Raw genomic sequence first — 18,812 nt, forward strand, 5'->3', positions numbered from 1 at the left:
TCAGAGGGTGGACTGGTTACGGATCATGAGGGCGGAGCGCAGGCCGGTGATGTCCAGCACCCGGAGCAGGAAGTCACCGACCTGCGTGAGCACCAGGAGGCTCTGCGCGTGACTCGCCTTCCGGCTCAGCACCACGAGCGTGCCGAGCCCCTGCGAGTCGCAGAAGGTCACGCCACCGAGGTCGAGGACGATGCGTGGCGGTGGATCGGCGAGGATCTCGTTCACCGCGCTGGAGAGCTGGGCTGCGGTGAGCATGTCGATCTCACCGACCAGGCGCAACACCACTTCGTCGGCCGTCCGGTGTACCGTGATGGACAGTTCGGCACGATCCACTCGGTCAGCCTAGCGCGATCCGGGTGACCTGGCCTGCCGAGGTCGATCCGGTCCCCCGGGTGGGGTGCCGACCAGGGCCGGCGGTGGGGTGAGTCTGGTAACCCTGACCAGGGGTGGTTGTCGATCGGCCCCCCGGCGCTGACACAATGGCCGCATCGTGACGGATACGTACTCTGCCGGAACCGGCCGTTACCCGGCCGACGCACCGGCCTCCGAGGCCCTGTTCGACCGCGCCCGCGCTCTCGTGCCGGGCGGGGTGAACTCCCCTGTGCGCGCCTTCCGTGCCGTCGGTGGCACCCCGCGCTTCATGGTCCGGGGGGAGGGTCCCTGGCTGTACGACGCGGACGAGCGGCGCTACGTCGACCTGGTCTGCTCCTGGGGGCCGTTGATCCTCGGGCACGCACACCCCGAGGTGGTCGCGGCCGTCCAGGCCGCCGCCGCGCGGGGCACCAGCTTCGGCACCCCGACACCGGGTGAGGTCGAGCTGGCCGCCGAGATCGTCGACCGTACCCCGGTCGACCAGGTCCGGCTGGTCAACTCGGGCACCGAGGCGACCATGTCGGCGATCCGGCTGGCCCGGGGCTTCACCGGTCGGCCCAAGATCGTGAAGTTCGCCGGCTGCTACCACGGTCACGTCGACGCGCTGCTGGCCGCCGCCGGGTCCGGCGTGGCCACCCTCGGCCTGCCCGACTCGCCCGGCGTGACCGGCGCGGCGGCCGGCGAGACGATCGTGCTGCCGTACAACGACCTCGACGCGGTGGAGGAGGTCTTCGCCGCCGAGGGGCCGCACGTCGCCGCGGTGATCACCGAGGCCGCCGCCGGCAACATGGGCGTGATCGCCCCCCGGGACGGCTTCAACTCCCAGCTCGCCCGGATCGCGCACGCGCACGGCGCGCTGCTCATCGTCGACGAGGTGATGACCGGCTTCCGGGTCTCCCGCTCCGGCTGGCACGGCCTCGACCCGGTCGACGCCGACCTGTGGACGTACGGGAAGGTCATGGGGGGTGGGCTCCCGGCCGCGGCCTTCGGCGGGCGCGCGGAGATCATGGCCCGGCTGGCCCCCGCCGGCCCGGTCTACCAGGCCGGCACGCTCTCCGGTAACCCGCTGGCCTGCGCCGCCGGCCTGGCCACCCTGCGCCTGGCCGACGACGCCGTCTACCGCCGTCTCGACGAGACCGCCGCCGTGGTGGGCAAGCTGGCCGGCGACGCGCTGGCCGCCGCCGGGGTCCCGCACCGGCTGTCGTACGCGGGCAACATGTTCTCGATCTTCTTCACCGACGCCGACGTGGTCGACTACGACAGCGCCCGCACCCAGCACGTGCCGGCGTTCACGGCGTTCTTCCACGCGATGCTGGCCGGCGGGGTCTACCTGCCGCCGAGCGCGTTCGAGGCGTGGTTCGTGTCGGCGGCGCTGGACGACGTCGCGTTGGAACAGATCGCCGCGGCCCTTCCGGCGGCGGCGAACGCAGCGGCGGCGGCAGGCCACGGGGGGTAGGTGCGGTGAGCAGCAAGACGGTGGTCCACGTGTTGCGACACGGCGAGGTGCACAACCCCGAGAAGATCCTCTACGGTCGGCTGCCCGGCTTCCGCCTCTCCGAGCTGGGGGTGCAGATGGCCAAGGCCGCCGCACAGGGCCTGGCCGACCGGGACGTCGTGCACGTGGTGGCGAGCCCGCTGGAGCGCGCCCAGCAGACCGCCGAGCCGATCGCCGCCCAGTTCGGCCTCCCGGTCGGGGTGGACGAGCGGCTGATCGAGAGCGCCAACTGGTTCGAGGGCAAGAAGGTGTCGCCCGGTGACGGCTCCTTCCGCGACCCGCGCAACTGGTGGGTGCTGCGCGACCCGGTCACCCCCTCCTGGGGCGAGGCGTACCGGACGATCGCGGAGCGGATGTTCGCCGCGCTGCACGCCGCCCGGGTCGCCGCCGAGGGGCGGGAGGCGGTCTGCGTCTCCCACCAGCTGCCGATCTGGACGCTGCGCCGGTACGTCGAGCGCAAGCGGCTCTGGCACGACCCGCGTCGCCGGCAGTGCGGCCTGGCCAGCCTCACCTCGTTCCACTTCGAGGGAGCCAAGATCGTCGGTGTCGGTTACTCCGAGCCGGCCGCCCACCTGATCGCCATGTCGCCGACCGCCAGGACAGCCAAGGGAGCCTGATGAACGTCCGGAGGTGGACCGCCGCCCTGCTCGTCGCCGTCACCACGGTGGCGCTGGCCGGCTGCGCCGCCGAGGGCGACGAGCAGCGCTGCGCGACCCGGGACGGCTTCCTGGAGTGCGCCCCCGACCGGCGTGGCACCGCACCGAAGGTCACCGGGGAACTCCTCGGCGGCGGCAGCTACGACCTCGCCCAGGACCGGGGCAAGGTTGTCGTGATCAACTTCTGGGGTTCCTGGTGCAACCCCTGCCGGGCGGAGGCCGACGACCTGGAGAAGACCTACCAGGCGACCAAGGGCGCCGAGGTCACCTTCCTCGGCATCAACGTGACCGACAGCCGGGACAAGGCGAAGGCGTTCGAGAAGAACTTCGGGGTCACCTATCCGAGCCTCTTCGACCCGCCCGGCCGTACCGCCCTGGACTTCGACATCGCGCCCAACGCCATCCCGGCGACCATCGTCCTCGACCGGGAGGGCCGGATCGCGGCGGTGCGTCGCGGCGCGGTCATCCAGGATGCCCTCCAACCGGTCGTGGAGCGGATCGTCGCCGAAGGCGCCCGCTGATGGGTGAGACCTTCCGCACCCTCGCCGAGAGCGGTCCGCTGCTGCTGGCGATCGGCGCGGCGGCCCTGGCCGGGCTGGTCAGCTTCCTCTCGCCCTGCGTGCTGCCCCTCGTCCCCGGCTACCTCTCCTACGTCACCGGCCTGGCCGGCGCCGACCTGGAGGGCCGAGGTGGTAGCAGCCGAGGTGGTAGCAGGGGACCCCTGTTACCGGATTCTGTCGAGCGAGGGCCCCCTGCAACCACCCCAGCCGACGGCACCGGCACCGACGCCGGGGCGACCGCCACCGGCGGTGCGGGCACCGCCCCGGGTGGTGGGGGCACCGCGCTCGCGGAACGGGAGCGGGCGTCGACCGCCGCGGTGAAGGGGCGGGTGCTCGCCGGGACGCTGCTGTTCATCGGCGGCTTCACCGCGGTCTTCACCGCCACCGCGATCCTCTTCGCCAGCGTCGGCAAGGTCCTCTTCGCGTACGAGCGGGCGCTGGAGATCGGCATCGGCTCGCTGGTCATCCTGCTGGGGCTGGCGTTCGTCGGGGTGCTGCCCGGCCTGCAACGGGAGTTCCGGATCCACCGGCTGCCCAGCGCCGGCCTGCTCGGTGCACCCGTGTTCGGCGCGGTCTTCGCGCTGAGCTGGATGCCCTGCACCGGCCCGACCCTCGGCGCGGTGCTCGGCATGGCCGCCGCCGGCGGGCAGACCGACCGGGCGGTGGTGCTCGCGGTGGCGTACTGCCTCGGGCTTGGCCTGCCGTTCGTGGTCTTCGGGCTCGCGTTCCAGCGGCTGCTCGGCGTCTTCCGGCTGATCCGCCGCAACAGCCGCTGGGTCACCCGGATCGGCGGGGTGCTGCTGGTCCTGATCGGCCTGGCCCTGGTCACCGGGGGCTGGCAGAGCTTCGTGATCTGGTTGCAGACCACCTTCGGGGTGGGCGAGGTGAGTATCTGATGGCACTCGTCGACGACCGGCCGGCGACCCCGGCACCGCCGACCCCGCGCCGCCCCAACCCGGTGCTGGCCCTGCTGCGCAACTCGTGGCGGCAGCTCACCAGCATGCGTACCGCGCTGATCCTGCTCTTCCTGCTCGCGGTCGCTGCCGTTCCCGGCTCGGTGCTGCCGCAGCGCGGCGTGAACCCGGAGGACGTGGACGACTTCCTCGTCGAGTACCCGAAGCTGGGCCCGGCGCTGGACCGGATCGGCGGGTTCGAGGTCTTCGGCTCGGTCTGGTTCTCCGCGATCTACCTGCTGCTGTTCACCTCGCTGGTGGGCTGCATCGTGCCCCGGCTCCGCGACCACGTGCGCGCCCTGCGGGCCGCGCCGCCCGCCGCGCCGAAGCGGCTGGAGCGGCTGCCGCAGCACGCGGTCTTGACCGGTCACGACGGCGACCCGGAGGCCATCGCGGCGGTGCTGCGCCGCCGCCGCTGGCGGGTGGTGGTCCGGGGCAACGAGGTCTCCGCCGAGAAGGGGTACCTCAAGGAGACCGGGAACCTCCTCTTCCACACCTCGATGATCGCGCTGCTGATCGGCGTCGCGCTCGGCTCGTGGTACGGCTGGAGCGGCAACCGGCTCCTGGTGGCCGGCGCGGACAACGCCTTCTGCAACACCCAGTTCCAGTACGCCGAGTCGAAGTTCGGCTCCCGGGTGCAGAGCCCCGATCTGCCCCCGTTCTGCCTGACCCTGGAGGACTTCCAGGCCCGGTTCCTGGAGTCCGGCCAGCCGGAGTTCTACAGCGCCACGGTCACCGTGACCGAGGACGGGCGTCAGGCGCGCCGGGAGAAGTTCTCGGTCAACTCGCCGCTGCGGCTCGACGGGGCGAGCGTCTACCTGCTCGGCCACGGATACGCGCCGGTCATCCGGTACACCGACCGCAACGGCGACTCGCAGACCTCGACGGTGCCCTTCCTGACCATGGACAACACGCTCACCGGCGAGGGCGTGGCGATGTTCCCGGACGTCAACGTCGACCCGGCGACCGGAAAGCGCGACCCGAACCTCCAGGTCGCCTTCGAGGGGCTCTACCTGCCGACCGCGCCGGACGCCCCGCCGTACGTGCGGTCGGAGCACCCGACCGAGCGGAACCCGGCGGTCTTCCTGGTGGCCTACCGGGGCAACCTGGGTGTGGACGCCGGCATCCCCGGCTCGGTGTACCAGCTCGACCAGCGGCAGGTCCGCACCGGCAAGCTCAAGCAGCTCGGCGACGCGAAGCTGCTCAAGCCGGGTGAGAAGTGGACCCTGGACGACGGCACGAGCGTCGAGTTCCTCGGCACCGAGCCGTTCGTCACCCTCTCCGTCCGGCGCGACCCGGGCTCGACGCTGATGCTGGTCAGCTCCGGCGTGCTGCTGCTCGGCCTGATGGGCTCGCTCTTCGGCCGGCGGCGGCGGGTGTGGTTCCGGGTGGTCCCGGCCGGGTCCGGCGGTGCGACGACGGACGACGCCGACGCCCCGGCCGGAAGATCCACGACGGACGGTAGTAGTTTGGTGCAGGCCGGTGGGCTGCCGCGCACCGAGTACCCCGGGTTCGCCGACGAGTTCTCGCAGCTCGTCGACGCGGTCCGGGGCAGCGGCGGGACCGGTGCCGCCGACCGGGTCGCCCCGGGTTCGCGAGAAGGGACTTAAGCAATGTCCGCGCTCTCCGATCAGCTGGTGACCTTCGCGATCCTCGCGTACCTGGTCGCGATGATCTGTCACGCCGTCGAGTACGCCCTCGGCAACGCCCGTACCCGGGTGGTGGCCGCGACGCCCGCCCGCGAGCTGGTCGGCGCGGGGGTCGGTGGGTCCGGCGGGGGCACGACCGGCACCGACGCGGGCGCGGACGCCCCGGCGGACCGGCCGGCTGGTGCGAAACTGCCGGCGCGTCCGAGCGGTCGGGCCCGACTGGCCGGCCGGATCGCGGTCGTCGCCACCGTGGTCGCCGCCCTGCTGCACCTCGCCGGCCTGGTCACCCGCGGCATCGCCGCCGACCGGATGCCCTGGGGCAACATGTACGAGTTCGTGCTGACGGTCTCGTTCATCGGGGTCGCCGGCTGGCTGGCGGTGCTCTGGAAGCGACCCTCGCTGCGCCGCCTCGGGCTGTTCCTGACCCTGGTCATGGTGCTCCTGCTGGCCACCGCCGAGCTGGTGCTCTACGTGCCGGTGGTGCCGCTGGTGCCGGCGCTCAACTCGTACTGGTTCGTCATCCACGTCTCGACGGTGGTCTTCGCCTCCGGTCTCTTCCTGCTCGGCGCGGTGCCGGCGGTGACCTACCTGATGCGCGCCGGGTACGAGCGCGGCAAGCGCAGTTTCCCGTACACGCTGGCGAAGCGGATGCCGGCGGCGGAGAGCCTGGAGCGGCTCACCTTCGTGCTGCACGCGTTCGCCTTCCCGGTCTTCACCTTCGCGGTGATCGCCGGGGCGATCTGGGCCGAGGCGTCCTGGGGCCGCCCGTGGGGCTGGGATCCGAAGGAGACCTGGTCGTTCATCTCCTGGGTGATCTACGCCGGCTACCTGCACGCCCGCGCCACGCCGAGCGTGAAGCGCAACGTCGCCACCTGGATCGCCGTGCTGGGCTTCCTGACCATGCTGATGAACCTGTTCGGCGTGAACATCTTCTTCGAGGGCCTGCACTCGTACGGCGGCCTCGACTGACTCCACTCCACCCCTGCGGACGACGACCGCCGGCCCCCTGACGGGCAGCCGGCGGTCGCGTCGGTCCGGGATCAGGAGATGGTCACGGGGGCGCTGTCGTTGGTCGGGTCGTCGTCCACCCGTGGGTAGCTGTACGGGATCCGGACCTCGCCCGGAGCGCCGAGTGGGCCGTCGATCCGCAGGTCGAAGCCGACCAGGAAGGTCTCGCCGGCCGCGAAGACGCCACCCGGCTTGGTGCAGTACCAGGTCACCGGTCCCTCGAAGCCATCCTCGCCACCCATGGACGAGCAGCCCGTCGGCCAGTTGGCGACGACCGTGCCGGCCGGCGGGACGAAGGCGAACTGACCCGGATCCCCGCCGGAGATGGTGCCGTCCGGGACACCGGGACCGTCGTTGCGGAAGCCGACCCGGACCGTCACCGTGTCGCCCACCGAACCGGTGGCGGCGGCACCGAGCGCCACCACGTCGAACGCGCCGGGGATGTCGCGCAGGTAGTACTGGCCGGACGGGTACTGGTGCTCGGCGCTGATGACATCGACCGCTGCGCCCACCTGGCGGAGCCGGAGGGTGCGGTCGGCGGGACGCCGCTCCAGCACCACACCCGCAGGCGGCGGGCCGGCGGTCGTGGCCGGCTCCACCGTCTGCACGATCCGCTTGTCGCCGATGGCGGCCGGGCCGACCGTGGTGGCGAAGCCGCCCGGGACCTGGTAGCTCAGTCCGGGCGAAAACGTGCCCGGGATAGCGCAAACCACGATGGTGCTGAGCTGGCCGCCGGCACCGTAGCGGCAGTTGCGGTAGGCGGCGGGCTCAAGCCCGACCGGGAACCGGAAGGTGAGCCGGATACCGGACGCCGCCACGTTGCCGGCGCTGGTCAGGGCCACCTGCATGTCGAGGGTGTCGCCGGTGTCGACGTCGTCGACGTACTCGTTGACCAGGCTGACCGCGTCCGGCCCGGCGTGCACCGAGACAGTGGCCTGCTGGGCCTCGCCGTCGATGCCGTCGGCCAGTACGGTGTAGCCGATCGTCCCGGCCGCGCCGTCGGCGGCGCCGGGGACGGCCCGCAGCACGACCGGCACGGTGCCGTTCAGCGTGCCGAACTCGTCCGGAGTGGCGGTGGGCGGCATCGGGCAGGTGACCTGGGCGGTGGCGGTGACACACCAGTCCGGGAAGGCGGCGGTGGCCACTCCGGCCAGTCCGTTCAGGTCGAAGACGACCCGGGGACCGGTCGCTCCGCTGCTGCTCAGGTCGAGAGCAGCGGTCCGGCCGGGGGCGCCGGCGGCACCGATGGTGGTGTCGGAGAGCCAGCCACTGACCCGGCCGGGGTCGGTCTCCGCCGATGCGGGGCTCGCCGCCAGGCCGACCAGCGTTGCCGCCGCGAGCGCCGCCGCGCCGACCTGGAACGTGCGGGTAACGCGCACGAGTGCCATGGGACTCCTCAGGGAGGGTGAGCCGCTCGGACCGTCCGGCCGAGCGGCGGACTGAATCCTATGAGGAGGGTGTGACGGGCTGAGGGCGGTCAGTGACGGACGGGGACTGGTCCGGCCTGGCTAGGCTGTCGCCGTGGTCGAGAAGGAGTCTTCGCGGCACCCGGAGGTCGCGCTTTCGCTACCGTTCACGGGGCTGTGGCTGGCCCGGAACAGTCCGGCCCGGCGGGTCCCGAGCCACGGGACGGACCTGTTCGGTGAGCGGTACGCCATCGACTTCGTCGGGGTGGACGAGCGCCGCCGGACCGCCGGCCGCCGGGACTGGCGGACCTTACTCACCACCGAACCGGCGGACCGGTTCTTCGCCTACGGCCGACCGATCCTGGCCCCCGCCGACGGCACCGTCGTCGAGGTGCACGACGGCGAGATCGACCACGCCGGGCGGCGCTCACAACTGGCCCTCGTGCCCTACATGCTCGGTCAGGCGGCCCGGGTCCGGCAGGGCGTACGTGCGGTGGCCGGCAACTACCTGGTCATCGCGCTCCCCGGTGGCGCGTTCGTCGCGCTCGTCCACCTGCGGGCCGGTTCCGTCCGGGTCAGCCCCGGGGAAGTGGTGACGGCAGGCCAGCACGTCGCGGCCTGTGGCAACTCCGGCAACTCGACCCAGCCGCATCTGCACATGCAGGTCATGGAGATCCGGGACTTCTCCGTCGCGCGAGGCGTCCCGATGGCGTTCCGGCACTTCCGCGAACGGCCGCGCGGCGCGAGGCAGTTCCACACCAGGGAGTACGGCGTCCCCGCCGAGGGCGCGGTCGTCGAGCCGCTGGAGTACGCCCCTGATCGGCGCGTTCCATCCCGACCTCAATCGCCATGCCGTCCGCAGAATGTATAACTACACTTCTTAGAAGTGTAGTTATACGTTTTGGGGTGCCCATGACGCTCAGCAAGCCGGCGGGGATCTTCGATCGGGATGTCGAGTGGGCTGAACTGGTCCGGTTCGCCACCGACGTGCGCCCCGGCGCGACCCTCGGCGTGGTCACCGGTCGTCGTCGGCAGGGGAAGACGCTCCTCCTGTACGAGCTGGCCCAGGCGACCAACGGCTTCTACTTCGGCGCGACGGAGGCGACCCCAGCGGAATCGCTCCGTCGGCTCGGCGAGGCGATCGGTCGGTACACCGAGGCGCCGGGGCCGGTCCGGCTGGCCGACTGGACGGAGGCCGTCGACGCGCTGCTCGCCCTCGGCCGGGACCGGCCGGTGACCGTGGTGGTCGACGAGTTCCCCTACCTCGCGCGGGCGAGCCGGGACCTGCCGTCGACCATCCAGCACGCGCTCACCCCGGGCAGACCGCAACGTACGGAGTCCCGAACCCGGCTGCTGCTCTGCGGGTCCGCCCTCTCCTTCATGGGTGGACTGCTCGCCGGATCGGCTCCCCTGCGGGGACGCGCGGGCCTGGAGCTTCCGGTCGCTCCGCTCGACTACCGGGCGGCGGCAGCGTTCTGGGGGATCGACGATCCGCTCCTCGCCGCCCAGTTGTTCGCCATCGTCGGGGGTACCCCGGCCTACCGTCGGGAGTACGTCCAGGACGACGCGCCGGGCGGCCCGGACGACTTCGACGACTGGGTCGTGCGGTCGGTGCTGAACCCCGCCCGGCCGCTGTTCCGGGAGGCCCGGTACCTCCTCGCCGAGGATCCGGACCTCCGCGATGCCGCGCTCTACCACTCCGTGCTCGCGGCGGTGGCCGAAGGGAACGGCACCCGGGGCGGGATCGCCGGCTACATCGGTCGCAAGGCCACCGATCTTCAACACCCGCTCACCGTGCTGGAGGACGCCGGCCTGTTGGCCCGGGATCCGGATCCGCTGCGCAGCGGTCGGAGCCGGTACCGCATCACCGAGCCGTTGATCACCTTCTACCAGGCGGTCATGCGTCCGGCCTGGACCGCCCTTGAGCAGCGGCGTGGCGCCGACGTCTGGCGTCGTTCCCAACGCCGGTACGCCAGCGCCGTGCTCGGGCCGGGCTTCGAGGAGACCGTCCGGCAGTGGACGCTCCGCTTCGCCGCCCCGGAGACCTTCGGCGGAATCGTCGCCGAGGCAAGCGCGGCCACCCTGACCGACCCGGCCAGCCGGACCAGCCACGAATTGGACCTCGTCGCGTTGGGGGAGCCGCCGCTCGGGGACGGCCCACGGCCGTTGCTCGCGATCGGCGAGGTGAAGTGGGGTCGTACCCTCGGCCGACCGGACCTGGACCGGCTGGAGCGGGCCCGCGTCCTGCTGACCGCACGGCCGGGATGGGACGCCGGGAGCGCCCGCCTGTTACTGGCCAGCGGGGCGGGCTTCACCGACGAACTCCGGCAGATCGCCGCCCGACGACCGGACGTCCTCGTCGTCGACCCCGAACGCCTCTACTCCGGCGACTGACCGACCGGAGACGGCGCGTACCAACACCCCGTTCGATCATGGAGTTTGGGCACCTCCCAAACTCCGCAATCACGAACCAATCGGGTGCCACAACTCCATGATCGGCGAGCGGTCTGGCTTCGCGTCAGGAGGACCAGGGGACCTCGTAGTACCTGGACCCCGAGGAGATGGTGACGAGATACTGGTGCCTTTGCAGCGGACCAACCCGCAGTGCGTCGAGGTCGACCGGTTGGGCCTCGACGAAGACGGTCGGCCAGGTGAGGTCCGGGACCGATTGACTGTCCAGCGGGTCGCTGACCTGCGACCACCCGACCCAAATCGGCGAGTCGTGCCCAGGGGCGAAGTAGCTCAACCCCGGTAGGGGCAGCAGTAGCCCGTCTTCGGTCCTGCCGTTCGCCGCGTAGTACCTCTCGACATCTTCGATGGCCGAGGTGGTGACCGGCATCAGGCCGGAAGCCTTGGCCCCCTTGTCGACCTCGCGCAGCACATCCAGAAGGTTGTCGCCAATCCCGAAGTACCTGGTCTCGCTGAGGCGGCAGGTGAGGCGGTACTCGTCGTGGCCAAACAGGCCATTGGTGGCTCCGGCATGGCATTTGTCGAGTGTTTCTGCGGCGACCGGTTTGAGCGGCGACGGCCGGGCCGCGGCGGAGAGCACCGTGCTGATCTGCTCGGCCTTCGACGTGCTTGCCTGTCGGACTGCGGCCGATTGCGCTTCCCGGGTGGCTTCGTCCCGCATGGGCGCGTCTGACCCGCACGCCGCCAGCATGAGAACCAGAGCTGCGACCGTTGCCAGCTTTGTCGGGCGACGAGGAGCCATGGTCACATGGGTGCTGGCCAGCGGTACGAAGAGGATGAGTTGTCGTACTCATCTTCTGCCGCGAGCAGTGGAACCGAGCCCGGAGCACCTACGTAGATCAGGTGCTCCACCCACCCGTCGCAGCGCGTCAGCCCGGCTCGTCTTCGTCGGCTGGAGGGCGGGGCTGACGGTACTTGGCGATGTACGCCTCCACGTCCGACCGAAGCCACACCGAGCCGACCGACAACGTCTGGAAGGGCCGCGGGAAGTTCGGATGCATTGCGATGGCACGAAACCGCGACCGGCTGACGCCCAGCATCTTCAGGATCTCGCCTGCGGCGACGAGCGGCCCCGGCACCTCATCGGTCATGTGAGCAAAGGTAGACCAGTTCGCTCGCGTCTCAGTTGACACGTTAATAAGAGCAGCTAAGGAAATCGTGTTGTCGATGGCGCGATTGTCAGGACACGTCGTGTGAGGCGCGTCAACGTTGACACGGGTATCGCTGGGTGTTGGATCGGTTACGTGGTGCCCCGGTTCGGTGTAGGCGTGACCCGGCGGGCCGGGGTGCCGCGAAGACCCAGCCCAGCCCCGGGGAGGCGACCGGCCATGACGCACAGGGAACCCGTACTCGTCCGGTGCTCCTGGCTCGTCCTGACGTACCACCGGAGCCGGCGGTGCGGGTCGTGCCGGCTCGGCGGCGGTTGCCCCCGAGTCGAGCTGGCCCGACGGCGTATCCGCGCTTGGCGGCGGTTCGGCGCGTGAGCGCTCTCGTCCGGGCCGGCAACGGGGCGGCGAGGGCGGCCCCGGCCGAGATGCGGCTCAGGGCGGGGGACGTCCTCCACCTGACCCGGGCCGCGAGTGTCCAGTTCCACCGGCCGATCATGTTCCGGCTGATCCGGGTGAAGGACGACTGGACCACGTTCGACGGCTGGGTCTGGCTGGATGGCTACCAGTTGGACACGAAGGGCAACGCCGTCGCGCGGCGGAGCGTCTTCGTCCAGTGGGCCGGGCTCCGGGTGGTGCCGCAACCCCGCCCCGCCCACCCGGAACGCGCCACCCATTCAGAACGCGCCACCCGCTCAGAACGGGACGCCCGTCCGGAACGCGCGGCAGTACCGGCCGAACTCGCGTCGGCTGCCCTCGCCCCGGCCCTGATGTCCGGCGACGCCGTCGGACTTTCGCCGATACGGCGGTGTCCCGCGAACGGGATACCGCGATATCGCCGAAGAGGAGTGGATCACCGGGGTGGTGGCGGCAGGCTTCGGTGAGGACCGGGTGGGACGGGGTTCGGGGCGGTGCGGGAGACTGGGGGTATGGCGGTTCGTGGCTTCCCGTACACCGATCTCAAGGACTTCCTCACGGCGCTGGAGCGCGCGGGGGAACTGCGGCGCGTGAGCGTGCCGGTGGATCCGACGCTGGAGATCAGCGAAGTCGTCACCCGGACGGTACGGGCGGGCGGGCCGGCGCTGCTCTTCGAGCGCCCCACCCGGGGCGAGATGCCGGTGGCGGTCAACCTGTTCGGCACCGAGAAGCGGATGGCGATGGCGCTCGGCGTCGAGTCGCTGGACGAGATCGGCGACCGGATCGGTGCGATGATCAAGCCGGAGCTGCCGGTCGGCTGGTCCGGGATCCGGGACGGGCTCGGCAAGGTCATGCAGCTGAAGTCGCTGCCCCCGCGCAAGGTGAAGACCGCCCCCTGCCAGCAGGTGGTCTACCGCGGTGACGACGTCGACCTGAACCGGCTGCCGGGTTTGCAGGTGTGGCCCGGGGACGGCGGGGTCTTCCACAACTACGGGCTGACCCACACCAAGCACCCGGAGACCGGCAAGCGCAACCTCGGGCTCTACCGGCTCCAGCAGCACAGCCACAACAGCATCGGCATGCACTGGCAGATCCACAAGGACTCCACCGCGCACCACGCGGTCGCCGAGCGGCTCGGCCAGCGGCTGCCGGTGGCGATCGCCATCGGCTGCGACCCGGTGGTCAGCTACGCGGCCAGCGCGCCGCTCCCCAGCGACATCGACGAGTACCTGTTCGCCGGCTTCCTGCGCGGCGAGCGTACGGAGATGGTCGACTGCCTGACCGTGCCGCTCCAGGTGCCGGCGCACGCCCAGGTGGTGCTGGAGGGCTACATCGAGCCCGGTGAGCGGCTGCCGGAGGGCCCCTTCGGCGACCACACCGGCTTCTACACGCCGGTCGAGCCGTTCCCGGTGATGCACGTCGAGACGATGACCATGCAGCGCGACCCGGTCTACCACACGATCGTCACGTCCAAGCCGCCGCAGGAGGACCACGGCCCGGGCAAGGCCACCGAGCGGATCTTCCTGCCCCTGCTGCGGATGCTGATCCCGGACATCGTCGACTACGACATGCCGGCCGCCGGGGTGTTCCACAACTGCGTGATCGTCTCGATCCGCAAGCGCTACCCGAAGCACGCCCAGAAGATCATGAACGCGATCTGGGGGGCCCACCTGTTGTCCCTGGTCAAGCTGATCGTCGTGGTGGACGAGGACTGCGACGTGCACGACTACCACGAGGTCGCCTTCCGGGCCTTCGGCAACGTCGACTACTCGCGGGACCTGCTGCTCACCGAGGGGCCGGTGGACCACCTGGACCACTCGTCGTACCAGCAGTTCTGGGGCGGCAAGGCGGGCATCGACGCCACCCGCAAGCTCCCCACCGAGGGCTACACCCGGGGCTGGCCCGAGGAGATGACCATGTCGCCCGAGGTCGTCGCCCTGGTGGACAAGCGCTGGAAGGAGTACGGCATCCGATGACCGCGGTCACCGAACGACCCGGTCGGGTGAAGTCCTTCCTCCGACTCGTCGCCATCGAGCACTCGGTCTTCGCGCTGCCCTTCGCGTACCTGTCCGCGCTGACCGCGATGCGGGTCGACGGTGGGCGGGTGCGCTGGCTCGACCTGCTGCTGATCACCGTCGCGATGGTCGGGGCGCGGACGTTCGCGATGGCCGCCAACCGGATCATCGACCGGCGGATCGACGCGCGGAACCCCCGTACCGCCGGGCGGGAACTGGTGACCGGGGCGGTGAGCGTGCGGACGGCCTGGACCGGCGCGGTGGTCGCGCTGGTGGTCTTCCTCGCCGCCGCCGCCCTGCTCAACCCGCTCTGCCTGGTGCTCGCGCCGCTGGCCGTGGTGCCCCTGGTCGTCTACCCGTACGGCAAGCGGTTCACCGACTGGCCGCACGCGATCCTCGCGGTCGCCCAGGCGGTCGGCCCGGTCGGCGCGTGGCTCGCCGTCACCGGCACCTTCGCCGGCTCGTGGCCGGCCTGGCTGCTCGGTGTCGCGGTGGGCCTGTGGATCGGCGGGTTCGACCTGATCTACGCCTGCCAGGACGCCGAGGTGGACCGTGAGATCGGGGTCCGCAGCGTCCCGTCCCGGTACGGGCTGCGCTTCGCCCTGCACGCCTCCACGGCGGCGCACGTGGTGACCTTCGCGCTCTTCGTCTGGTTCGGGGCGCTCGTCGGGTTCGGCTGGCCCTGGTGGGCCGGACTGGCGCTGACCGCGCTCGCCTTCGGCTACCAGCACGTGGTGGTCAGCCCGACCGACCTGAGCCGGGTCAACCGGGCGTTCTTCACCGCGAACGGGTTCGTCGGGATCGCGCTCTTCCTCTTCGCCCTGCTCGACCTGGTGCTCCGGCAGGGCCTGGGGGCCTGAGCCGACCCACCCGGTCGCCTCAGGGCACCGGGTGGCGGGCGCTCCCCCGTCAGGGCACCGGGTAGCGGGCGCTCTCCAGCGTCCAGTCGATGGTGCCGCGCACGGAGTTCGCCATCGCGTCCAGGTGGACGGCGACCGCCCGGTCCAACTCCGGCCCGAACGACGGCACCGTCGCGCGCAGCGCCACGAACCGGTCCATCGCCGCCCGCCACGCGTCGGCCACCAGGGCGACCGCGGTCTCCACCGGCACCCCGCGCTCGTGTGCGGTGGCCAGCACCAGGTTGTGCCCGCCGGCACCGACCCGGTCCCGCTCCAGCGAGACCACGTCGTTGAACCAGGAGAGCAGGTCGTTCGCGGTCTCGGCGATCCGGACCAGCAGCGGATGGTGGTAGACGACGTCCGGCAGCACCTGACCGGTGACGAACTCCACCAGCGCGTACGAGACGTACGCCGCCGACGTGGCCCGGCGCAGCGGCACGTACTCGGCGACCGTCGGCACCCGGCCGGCGGCCTTGTTGACCGACTCGCGCCATGCCCCGTCCAGGTGGTGGGCCATCGCGTCGGTGAAGCGGACCTGCCACCGGGTGGGCATCCGTGCTCGGGGAGCCCGCCAGGCGTCCACCAGCATCCGGCGTAACGGGCCGGTGAAACCGGGGTGGCGCGAGCGTGGGCCGGCCCGCAACAGTCTCACCACCCCCTGGCGCAGCCCGTCGACCTCCTCCGGGGTCGAGCGGTGCGGCGCGTCGCAGAGGTCGTCGACCAGGAAGAACCAGGTGAACAGGGCGGCGAGGGTGCGCAGGTCGGTCGGGCTGACGTCCGGGTAGATCCGGCCCGCGTACCGGGCGATGCCGGCCCGGTCCAGCCGGTCGAGGGCGCCCCGGTCCAGCGGCAGGTCGAACCGGGCGAGCCAGGTGGACAGCCACTCCTGCGTGGCGTCGGCGTGCGGCGACAGCCGGGGCGGGATGGGGCAGTCGAACCGTGGCGATCCGAGGGATCCGCCGGTCATCACCGATTCCTTCCCCGCTGTACGTTATGCCCCCGCAGCATGCCAGGTGCAAGCGCTCTCCCGTCAGTCGGCCCGGGGCGGCTGAGGTGGTTGCAGGGGTCCCCTGCTACCCAAAAAGCGGTAGTAGGGGACCCCTGCAACCACAAGCGGGGGCGGTGGACACGCCGCGTGGGCGACCAGGCACGCTTGTCGGTATGCGCGAACCATGGGTGGTCGGGGTCTCCGGGGCCTCCGGTACGCCGTACGCGGCGGCGGTCCTGCGCGGGCTCCTCGACGCCGGGTCGGCCGTCGACCTGATCGTCTCCCGGGCGGCCCGGCTGACCGTCCTCGACGAGACCGGCCGACCGTTCCGGGACGGGCACTGGCGCGACGACCTGGGCGACTGGCTCGGGCGGGACCTCGACGGGGCCGACCTGCGGTACTGGCCCGCCGGTGACCTGGCCGCCGGCCCGAGCAGCGGCTCCTACCGGGTACGCGGCATGGCGGTGGTGCCGGCCAGCACGGCGGCCTGCGCGGGCATCGCCATCGGGCTCTCCAAGGACCTGTTGCAGCGTGCCGCCGAGGTCAACCTCAAGGAGCGGCGGCCGGTGGTCGTGGTGCCCCGGGAGACCCCGGTGACCCGGAGTCATCTGGAGCACCTCATCGCACTGCACGACGCCGGTGCGGTGGTGCTCCCCGCCAGCCCCGGTTTCTACGGTGCCGGGGCGGCTGCCTCGGCTCAGCAGCTGGTCGACTTCGTCGCCGGCAAGGTGCTGGACGCGCTGGGCGTACCGCACACGCTCTTCCGCCGGTGGTCCGGGGAACTCGGCGCGACCCTGGGCTGACCGGCCAGCCGTGGTGCGACGGGACACGGACCGGCGATCTGCCGCCCGGTCCGCGTGACCCGTCACCCGTCAGTACATGCCGGCGTTGGCCGGACCCGGGCCGGTGGAGGCCGTCGGTCCGACGTTGCGTGGCCGGTTCGCCACGTCCTCCCCCTCGTCGAGCATGCCCTCCCCCTCAAGCAGCGCCCGCACCTCGGATTCCCGGAACCGGCGATGCCCGCCTGGCGTCCGGATGCTGCCGATCCGGCCGGCTGCCGCCCATCTCGTCACGGTCTTCGGGTCCACCCGAAACAGCGCGGCCACCTCGCCCGGTGTCAGCAGGCGATCTCCAGTGTCCACAGCCCCCTCCTCGCGTCGACGAAGCCCTCGGCTGAACACACTGCCCCCGGCCGGTGCGAGCCCAGAGCCGTCATGAGGGACGTATGGCAATTACAGCACCGGCGAGGTGACGCGGTCCGCCAAACGCGAAAAATGCACGGAGTCGGAACGTAAGGACTGGTGGGCGGACGTCCTGACCTGATGCCGATAGTTCAAGGGTACGAAGCGGGTGGGTTGACGCAGGATGGCGGCGGCACCTTCGCTCACCTGAGCCGGTCAGCGTCCTGCCCGGCGAGCCCTGTAGTCGCCGACCAGGTCGTGATATCAAGAACGGACTGGGTTGATATCATCGCTGGGTGTCGCGGATCGAAGGAGCCACCGTGAGCCGGACCATCCTTGACGTCGATGACGAGCTACTTGCCGAGGCCGGAAAGATCCTCGGCACCACCACGAAGAAGGCCACCGTCAACGCTGCCCTCAAGGCGGTCGTCGACCGGGAGAAACGGCGGCAGTTCGCGGACTGGCTGAAGAGTGGAGGGCTGCCCGATCTGACCGGCCCGGTCGAGGCGACCAAGCCGGACGCGGCGTGAACCACGAGCACTACCTGCTCGACAAGTCAGCCCTCGCCCGCTGGCCGAAGCCCCGTGTGGCTCCGGTGCTCGAAGAACTCTCCGAGTGTGGCCTGCTCGCGGTGTGCGGGGCGGTCGAGGTCGAGGTCATCCGCAGCGCCCGCACCGCCAAGGAGGCCCAGCGTGCCCGGTGGCTGCTCAGCGGCTTCCGGTGGCTGTCGATGCCCGACGAAGTCTGGGATCGGGCGATCGACATCCAGGTGCAGGCGCTTCACAAGGGCAACCACCGTGCGCTCTCCATGGCGGATCTGCTGATCGCGGCCACGGCCGAGCGGCATGGAGCCACCGTCCTGCACTACGACGGCGACTTCGACCTGATCACCGCGATCACCGGCCAGCCCACCACCTGGGTCGTTCCGGCCGGGACCGCCGACTGACACGGGACCAGCAGCCCTGCTCGCCGCCACCCGCTTTGGCTGCCACGTAGTGGATGCGCCCGCTTTCGCCGCGTTGCCGCCAGGCCCGCAGGATGACGTGGTCGTTGATCTGTGGCATGGGATACCTCCCCGTCGGATATCCAGTCGCCCGTGGGCAGAACGAGATCGTCATCGATGTGGTCAGGAAGTGTGAGCTTTAGCAGGCCGGCTGCTTCGAGGGCTTTCATAGTCACCAGGACGGGGTTGTTCCGGTACTGCTTCTTCTGTGCCGACCGGATGACCCCGGCGACGACCTCCCTCACGTTGAAGACCCCGATCGGTCCCGAGCCCGCCTTCTGCTCCGCGCACCACTGTCTGATCTTCGCCTCGTGGGTACCGGTGGTGGGTGCCGCGAACCGGCCGACATAGAGGCGAAGCTCGACCTGATCTACCTGGTAGCCGAACCGCTGAGCTGCGCCGAGGACGACAGCGTCTCGTACGGTCTCGTTGTTGAGCAACGCGTAGAGCTTGTTCGCGCGGAGGTTGCTGCTCTCGCCGGTGACATGCTCGGCGACCACGCCGCGCGATCCGAAGGCCGACTTGACGGTGGCCAGGACCAGACGGTTGCCGCGCGCGGCCAGCAGGTCCACTTCGAATCCATGCGTTTGCACCTCGGTGTACGCCGACAGAGACTCGAACGCTTCCACACGCGG

At 71.1% G+C, this 18,812-nt stretch carries 20 protein-coding genes and 1 pseudogene; 14 read left to right on the forward strand and 7 right to left on the reverse strand.

Going from position 1 to position 18,812, the window contains the following annotated elements; translation table 11 throughout:
* Window positions 1-333, reverse strand: coding sequence for an STAS domain-containing protein (locus IGA62_RS14580; RefSeq protein WP_091454988.1), 333 nt, complete (start codon window positions 331-333; stop codon window positions 1-3).
* 157 nt (window positions 334-490) lie between these two features.
* Between IGA62_RS14580 and hemL the strand changes: the two genes are divergently transcribed.
* Genes hemL through ccsB form a run of 6 tightly spaced genes read left to right on the forward strand, consistent with a single transcriptional unit; the run spans window position 491 to window position 6,654 of the window.
* Window positions 491-1,828, forward strand: a complete 1,338-nt coding sequence (gene hemL / locus IGA62_RS14585) for a glutamate-1-semialdehyde 2,1-aminomutase (RefSeq protein WP_145820808.1) — start codon at window positions 491-493, stop codon at window positions 1,826-1,828.
* Between the two features lie 20 nt (window positions 1,829-1,848).
* Window positions 1,849-2,484 (forward strand): histidine phosphatase family protein, encoded by a 636-nt coding sequence (locus IGA62_RS14590; protein WP_186500360.1) that lies wholly within the window; start codon window positions 1,849-1,851, stop codon window positions 2,482-2,484.
* Window positions 2,484-3,044: a TlpA family protein disulfide reductase gene (locus IGA62_RS14595; RefSeq protein WP_145820805.1), complete on the forward strand. Its 561-nt coding sequence runs from the start codon at window positions 2,484-2,486 to the stop codon at window positions 3,042-3,044. Before IGA62_RS14590 ends, IGA62_RS14595 begins: the two co-directional genes overlap by 1 nt.
* Window positions 3,044-3,979, forward strand: coding sequence for a cytochrome c biogenesis CcdA family protein (locus IGA62_RS14600; protein ID WP_145820803.1), 936 nt, complete (start codon window positions 3,044-3,046; stop codon window positions 3,977-3,979). Before IGA62_RS14595 ends, IGA62_RS14600 begins: the two co-directional genes overlap by 1 nt.
* Entirely contained in the window at window positions 3,979-5,646 is a 1,668-nt protein-coding gene (gene resB / locus IGA62_RS14605; RefSeq protein ID WP_145820801.1) for a cytochrome c biogenesis protein ResB, read from the forward strand. The genes IGA62_RS14600 and resB overlap by 1 nt, the downstream gene beginning before the upstream one ends.
* A 3-nt stretch (window positions 5,647-5,649) precedes the next feature.
* Window positions 5,650-6,654 (forward strand): c-type cytochrome biogenesis protein CcsB, encoded by a 1,005-nt coding sequence (gene ccsB, locus IGA62_RS14610; RefSeq protein WP_145820799.1) that lies wholly within the window; start codon window positions 5,650-5,652, stop codon window positions 6,652-6,654.
* 71 nt (window positions 6,655-6,725) lie between these two features.
* On the opposite strand, the gene IGA62_RS14615 is transcribed toward ccsB, so the two are convergent.
* Window positions 6,726-8,072, reverse strand: a complete 1,347-nt coding sequence (locus tag IGA62_RS14615) for a hypothetical protein (RefSeq protein ID WP_145820797.1) — start codon at window positions 8,070-8,072, stop codon at window positions 6,726-6,728.
* 142 nt (window positions 8,073-8,214) lie between these two features.
* On the opposite strand from IGA62_RS14615, the gene IGA62_RS14620 reads away from it, so the two are divergent.
* Window positions 8,215-8,970, forward strand: a complete 756-nt coding sequence (locus IGA62_RS14620; protein WP_145820795.1) for a M23 family metallopeptidase — start codon at window positions 8,215-8,217, stop codon at window positions 8,968-8,970.
* Window positions 8,971-9,011: 41 nt separating this feature from the next.
* Window positions 9,012-10,493, forward strand: a complete 1,482-nt coding sequence (locus IGA62_RS14625; RefSeq protein WP_232625015.1) for an AAA family ATPase — start codon at window positions 9,012-9,014, stop codon at window positions 10,491-10,493.
* Window positions 10,494-10,617: 124 nt separating this feature from the next.
* On the opposite strand, the gene IGA62_RS14630 is transcribed toward IGA62_RS14625, so the two are convergent.
* A complete protein-coding gene (locus IGA62_RS14630; RefSeq protein ID WP_145820791.1) occupies window positions 10,618-11,229 on the reverse strand; it encodes a hypothetical protein in 612 nt (203 codons plus the stop codon).
* Window positions 11,230-11,437: 208 nt separating this feature from the next.
* Window positions 11,438-11,659 (reverse strand): helix-turn-helix transcriptional regulator, encoded by a 222-nt coding sequence (locus IGA62_RS14635; RefSeq protein WP_145820789.1) that lies wholly within the window; start codon window positions 11,657-11,659, stop codon window positions 11,438-11,440.
* 443 nt (window positions 11,660-12,102) lie between these two features.
* Between IGA62_RS14635 and IGA62_RS14640 the strand changes: the two are divergent.
* The 3 genes and pseudogenes from IGA62_RS14640 to mqnP all read left to right on the forward strand — a co-directional run.
* Window positions 12,103-12,402, forward strand: a pseudogene (locus IGA62_RS14640) (hypothetical protein); the annotation flags it as partial.
* A 201-nt stretch (window positions 12,403-12,603) separates the two neighbouring features.
* Complete coding sequence (locus tag IGA62_RS14645) at window positions 12,604-14,067, forward strand: menaquinone biosynthesis decarboxylase (protein WP_145820787.1); 1,464 nt, start codon at window positions 12,604-12,606, stop codon at window positions 14,065-14,067.
* Window positions 14,064-14,966 carry a menaquinone biosynthesis prenyltransferase MqnP gene (gene mqnP, locus IGA62_RS14650; RefSeq protein WP_145820784.1) on the forward strand — a complete coding sequence of 301 codons (903 nt, stop codon included), beginning with the start codon at window positions 14,064-14,066 and terminating at the stop codon, window positions 14,964-14,966. The genes IGA62_RS14645 and mqnP overlap by 4 nt, the downstream gene beginning before the upstream one ends.
* Before the next feature lie 49 nt (window positions 14,967-15,015).
* Here the strand turns inward: mqnP and IGA62_RS14655 are convergent, their stop codons facing one another.
* Window positions 15,016-15,972: a terpene synthase family protein gene (locus IGA62_RS14655; protein WP_145820782.1), complete on the reverse strand. Its 957-nt coding sequence runs from the start codon at window positions 15,970-15,972 to the stop codon at window positions 15,016-15,018.
* A 194-nt stretch (window positions 15,973-16,166) separates the two neighbouring features.
* Here IGA62_RS14655 and IGA62_RS14660 point away from each other — a divergent pair, with 194 nt between their 5' ends.
* Entirely contained in the window at window positions 16,167-16,796 is a 630-nt protein-coding gene (locus IGA62_RS14660; protein WP_145820780.1) for a UbiX family flavin prenyltransferase, read from the forward strand.
* A 69-nt stretch (window positions 16,797-16,865) separates the two neighbouring features.
* On the opposite strand, the gene IGA62_RS14665 is transcribed toward IGA62_RS14660, so the two are convergent.
* Complete coding sequence (locus tag IGA62_RS14665) at window positions 16,866-17,135, reverse strand: BldC family transcriptional regulator (protein WP_088981116.1); 270 nt, start codon at window positions 17,133-17,135, stop codon at window positions 16,866-16,868.
* Between the two features lie 359 nt (window positions 17,136-17,494).
* Here IGA62_RS14665 and IGA62_RS14670 point away from each other — a divergent pair, with 359 nt between their 5' ends.
* Entirely contained in the window at window positions 17,495-17,704 is a 210-nt protein-coding gene (locus IGA62_RS14670; RefSeq protein WP_145820778.1) for a type II toxin-antitoxin system VapB family antitoxin, read from the forward strand.
* Window positions 17,701-18,120, forward strand: coding sequence for a PIN domain nuclease (locus IGA62_RS14675; RefSeq protein ID WP_145820775.1), 420 nt, complete (start codon window positions 17,701-17,703; stop codon window positions 18,118-18,120). The genes IGA62_RS14670 and IGA62_RS14675 overlap by 4 nt, the downstream gene beginning before the upstream one ends.
* Here the strand turns inward: IGA62_RS14675 and IGA62_RS14680 are convergent.
* Window positions 18,039-18,806 carry a hypothetical protein gene (locus IGA62_RS14680; protein WP_145820773.1) on the reverse strand — a complete coding sequence of 256 codons (768 nt, stop codon included), beginning with the start codon at window positions 18,804-18,806 and terminating at the stop codon, window positions 18,039-18,041. The genes IGA62_RS14675 and IGA62_RS14680 overlap by 82 nt on opposite strands.
* Window positions 18,807-18,812 lie beyond the last annotated feature (6 nt).

This window comes from Micromonospora sagamiensis (genome assembly GCF_014680085.1).
In the GTDB taxonomy this organism is placed as follows: domain Bacteria; phylum Actinomycetota; class Actinomycetes; order Mycobacteriales; family Micromonosporaceae; genus Micromonospora; species Micromonospora inyonensis.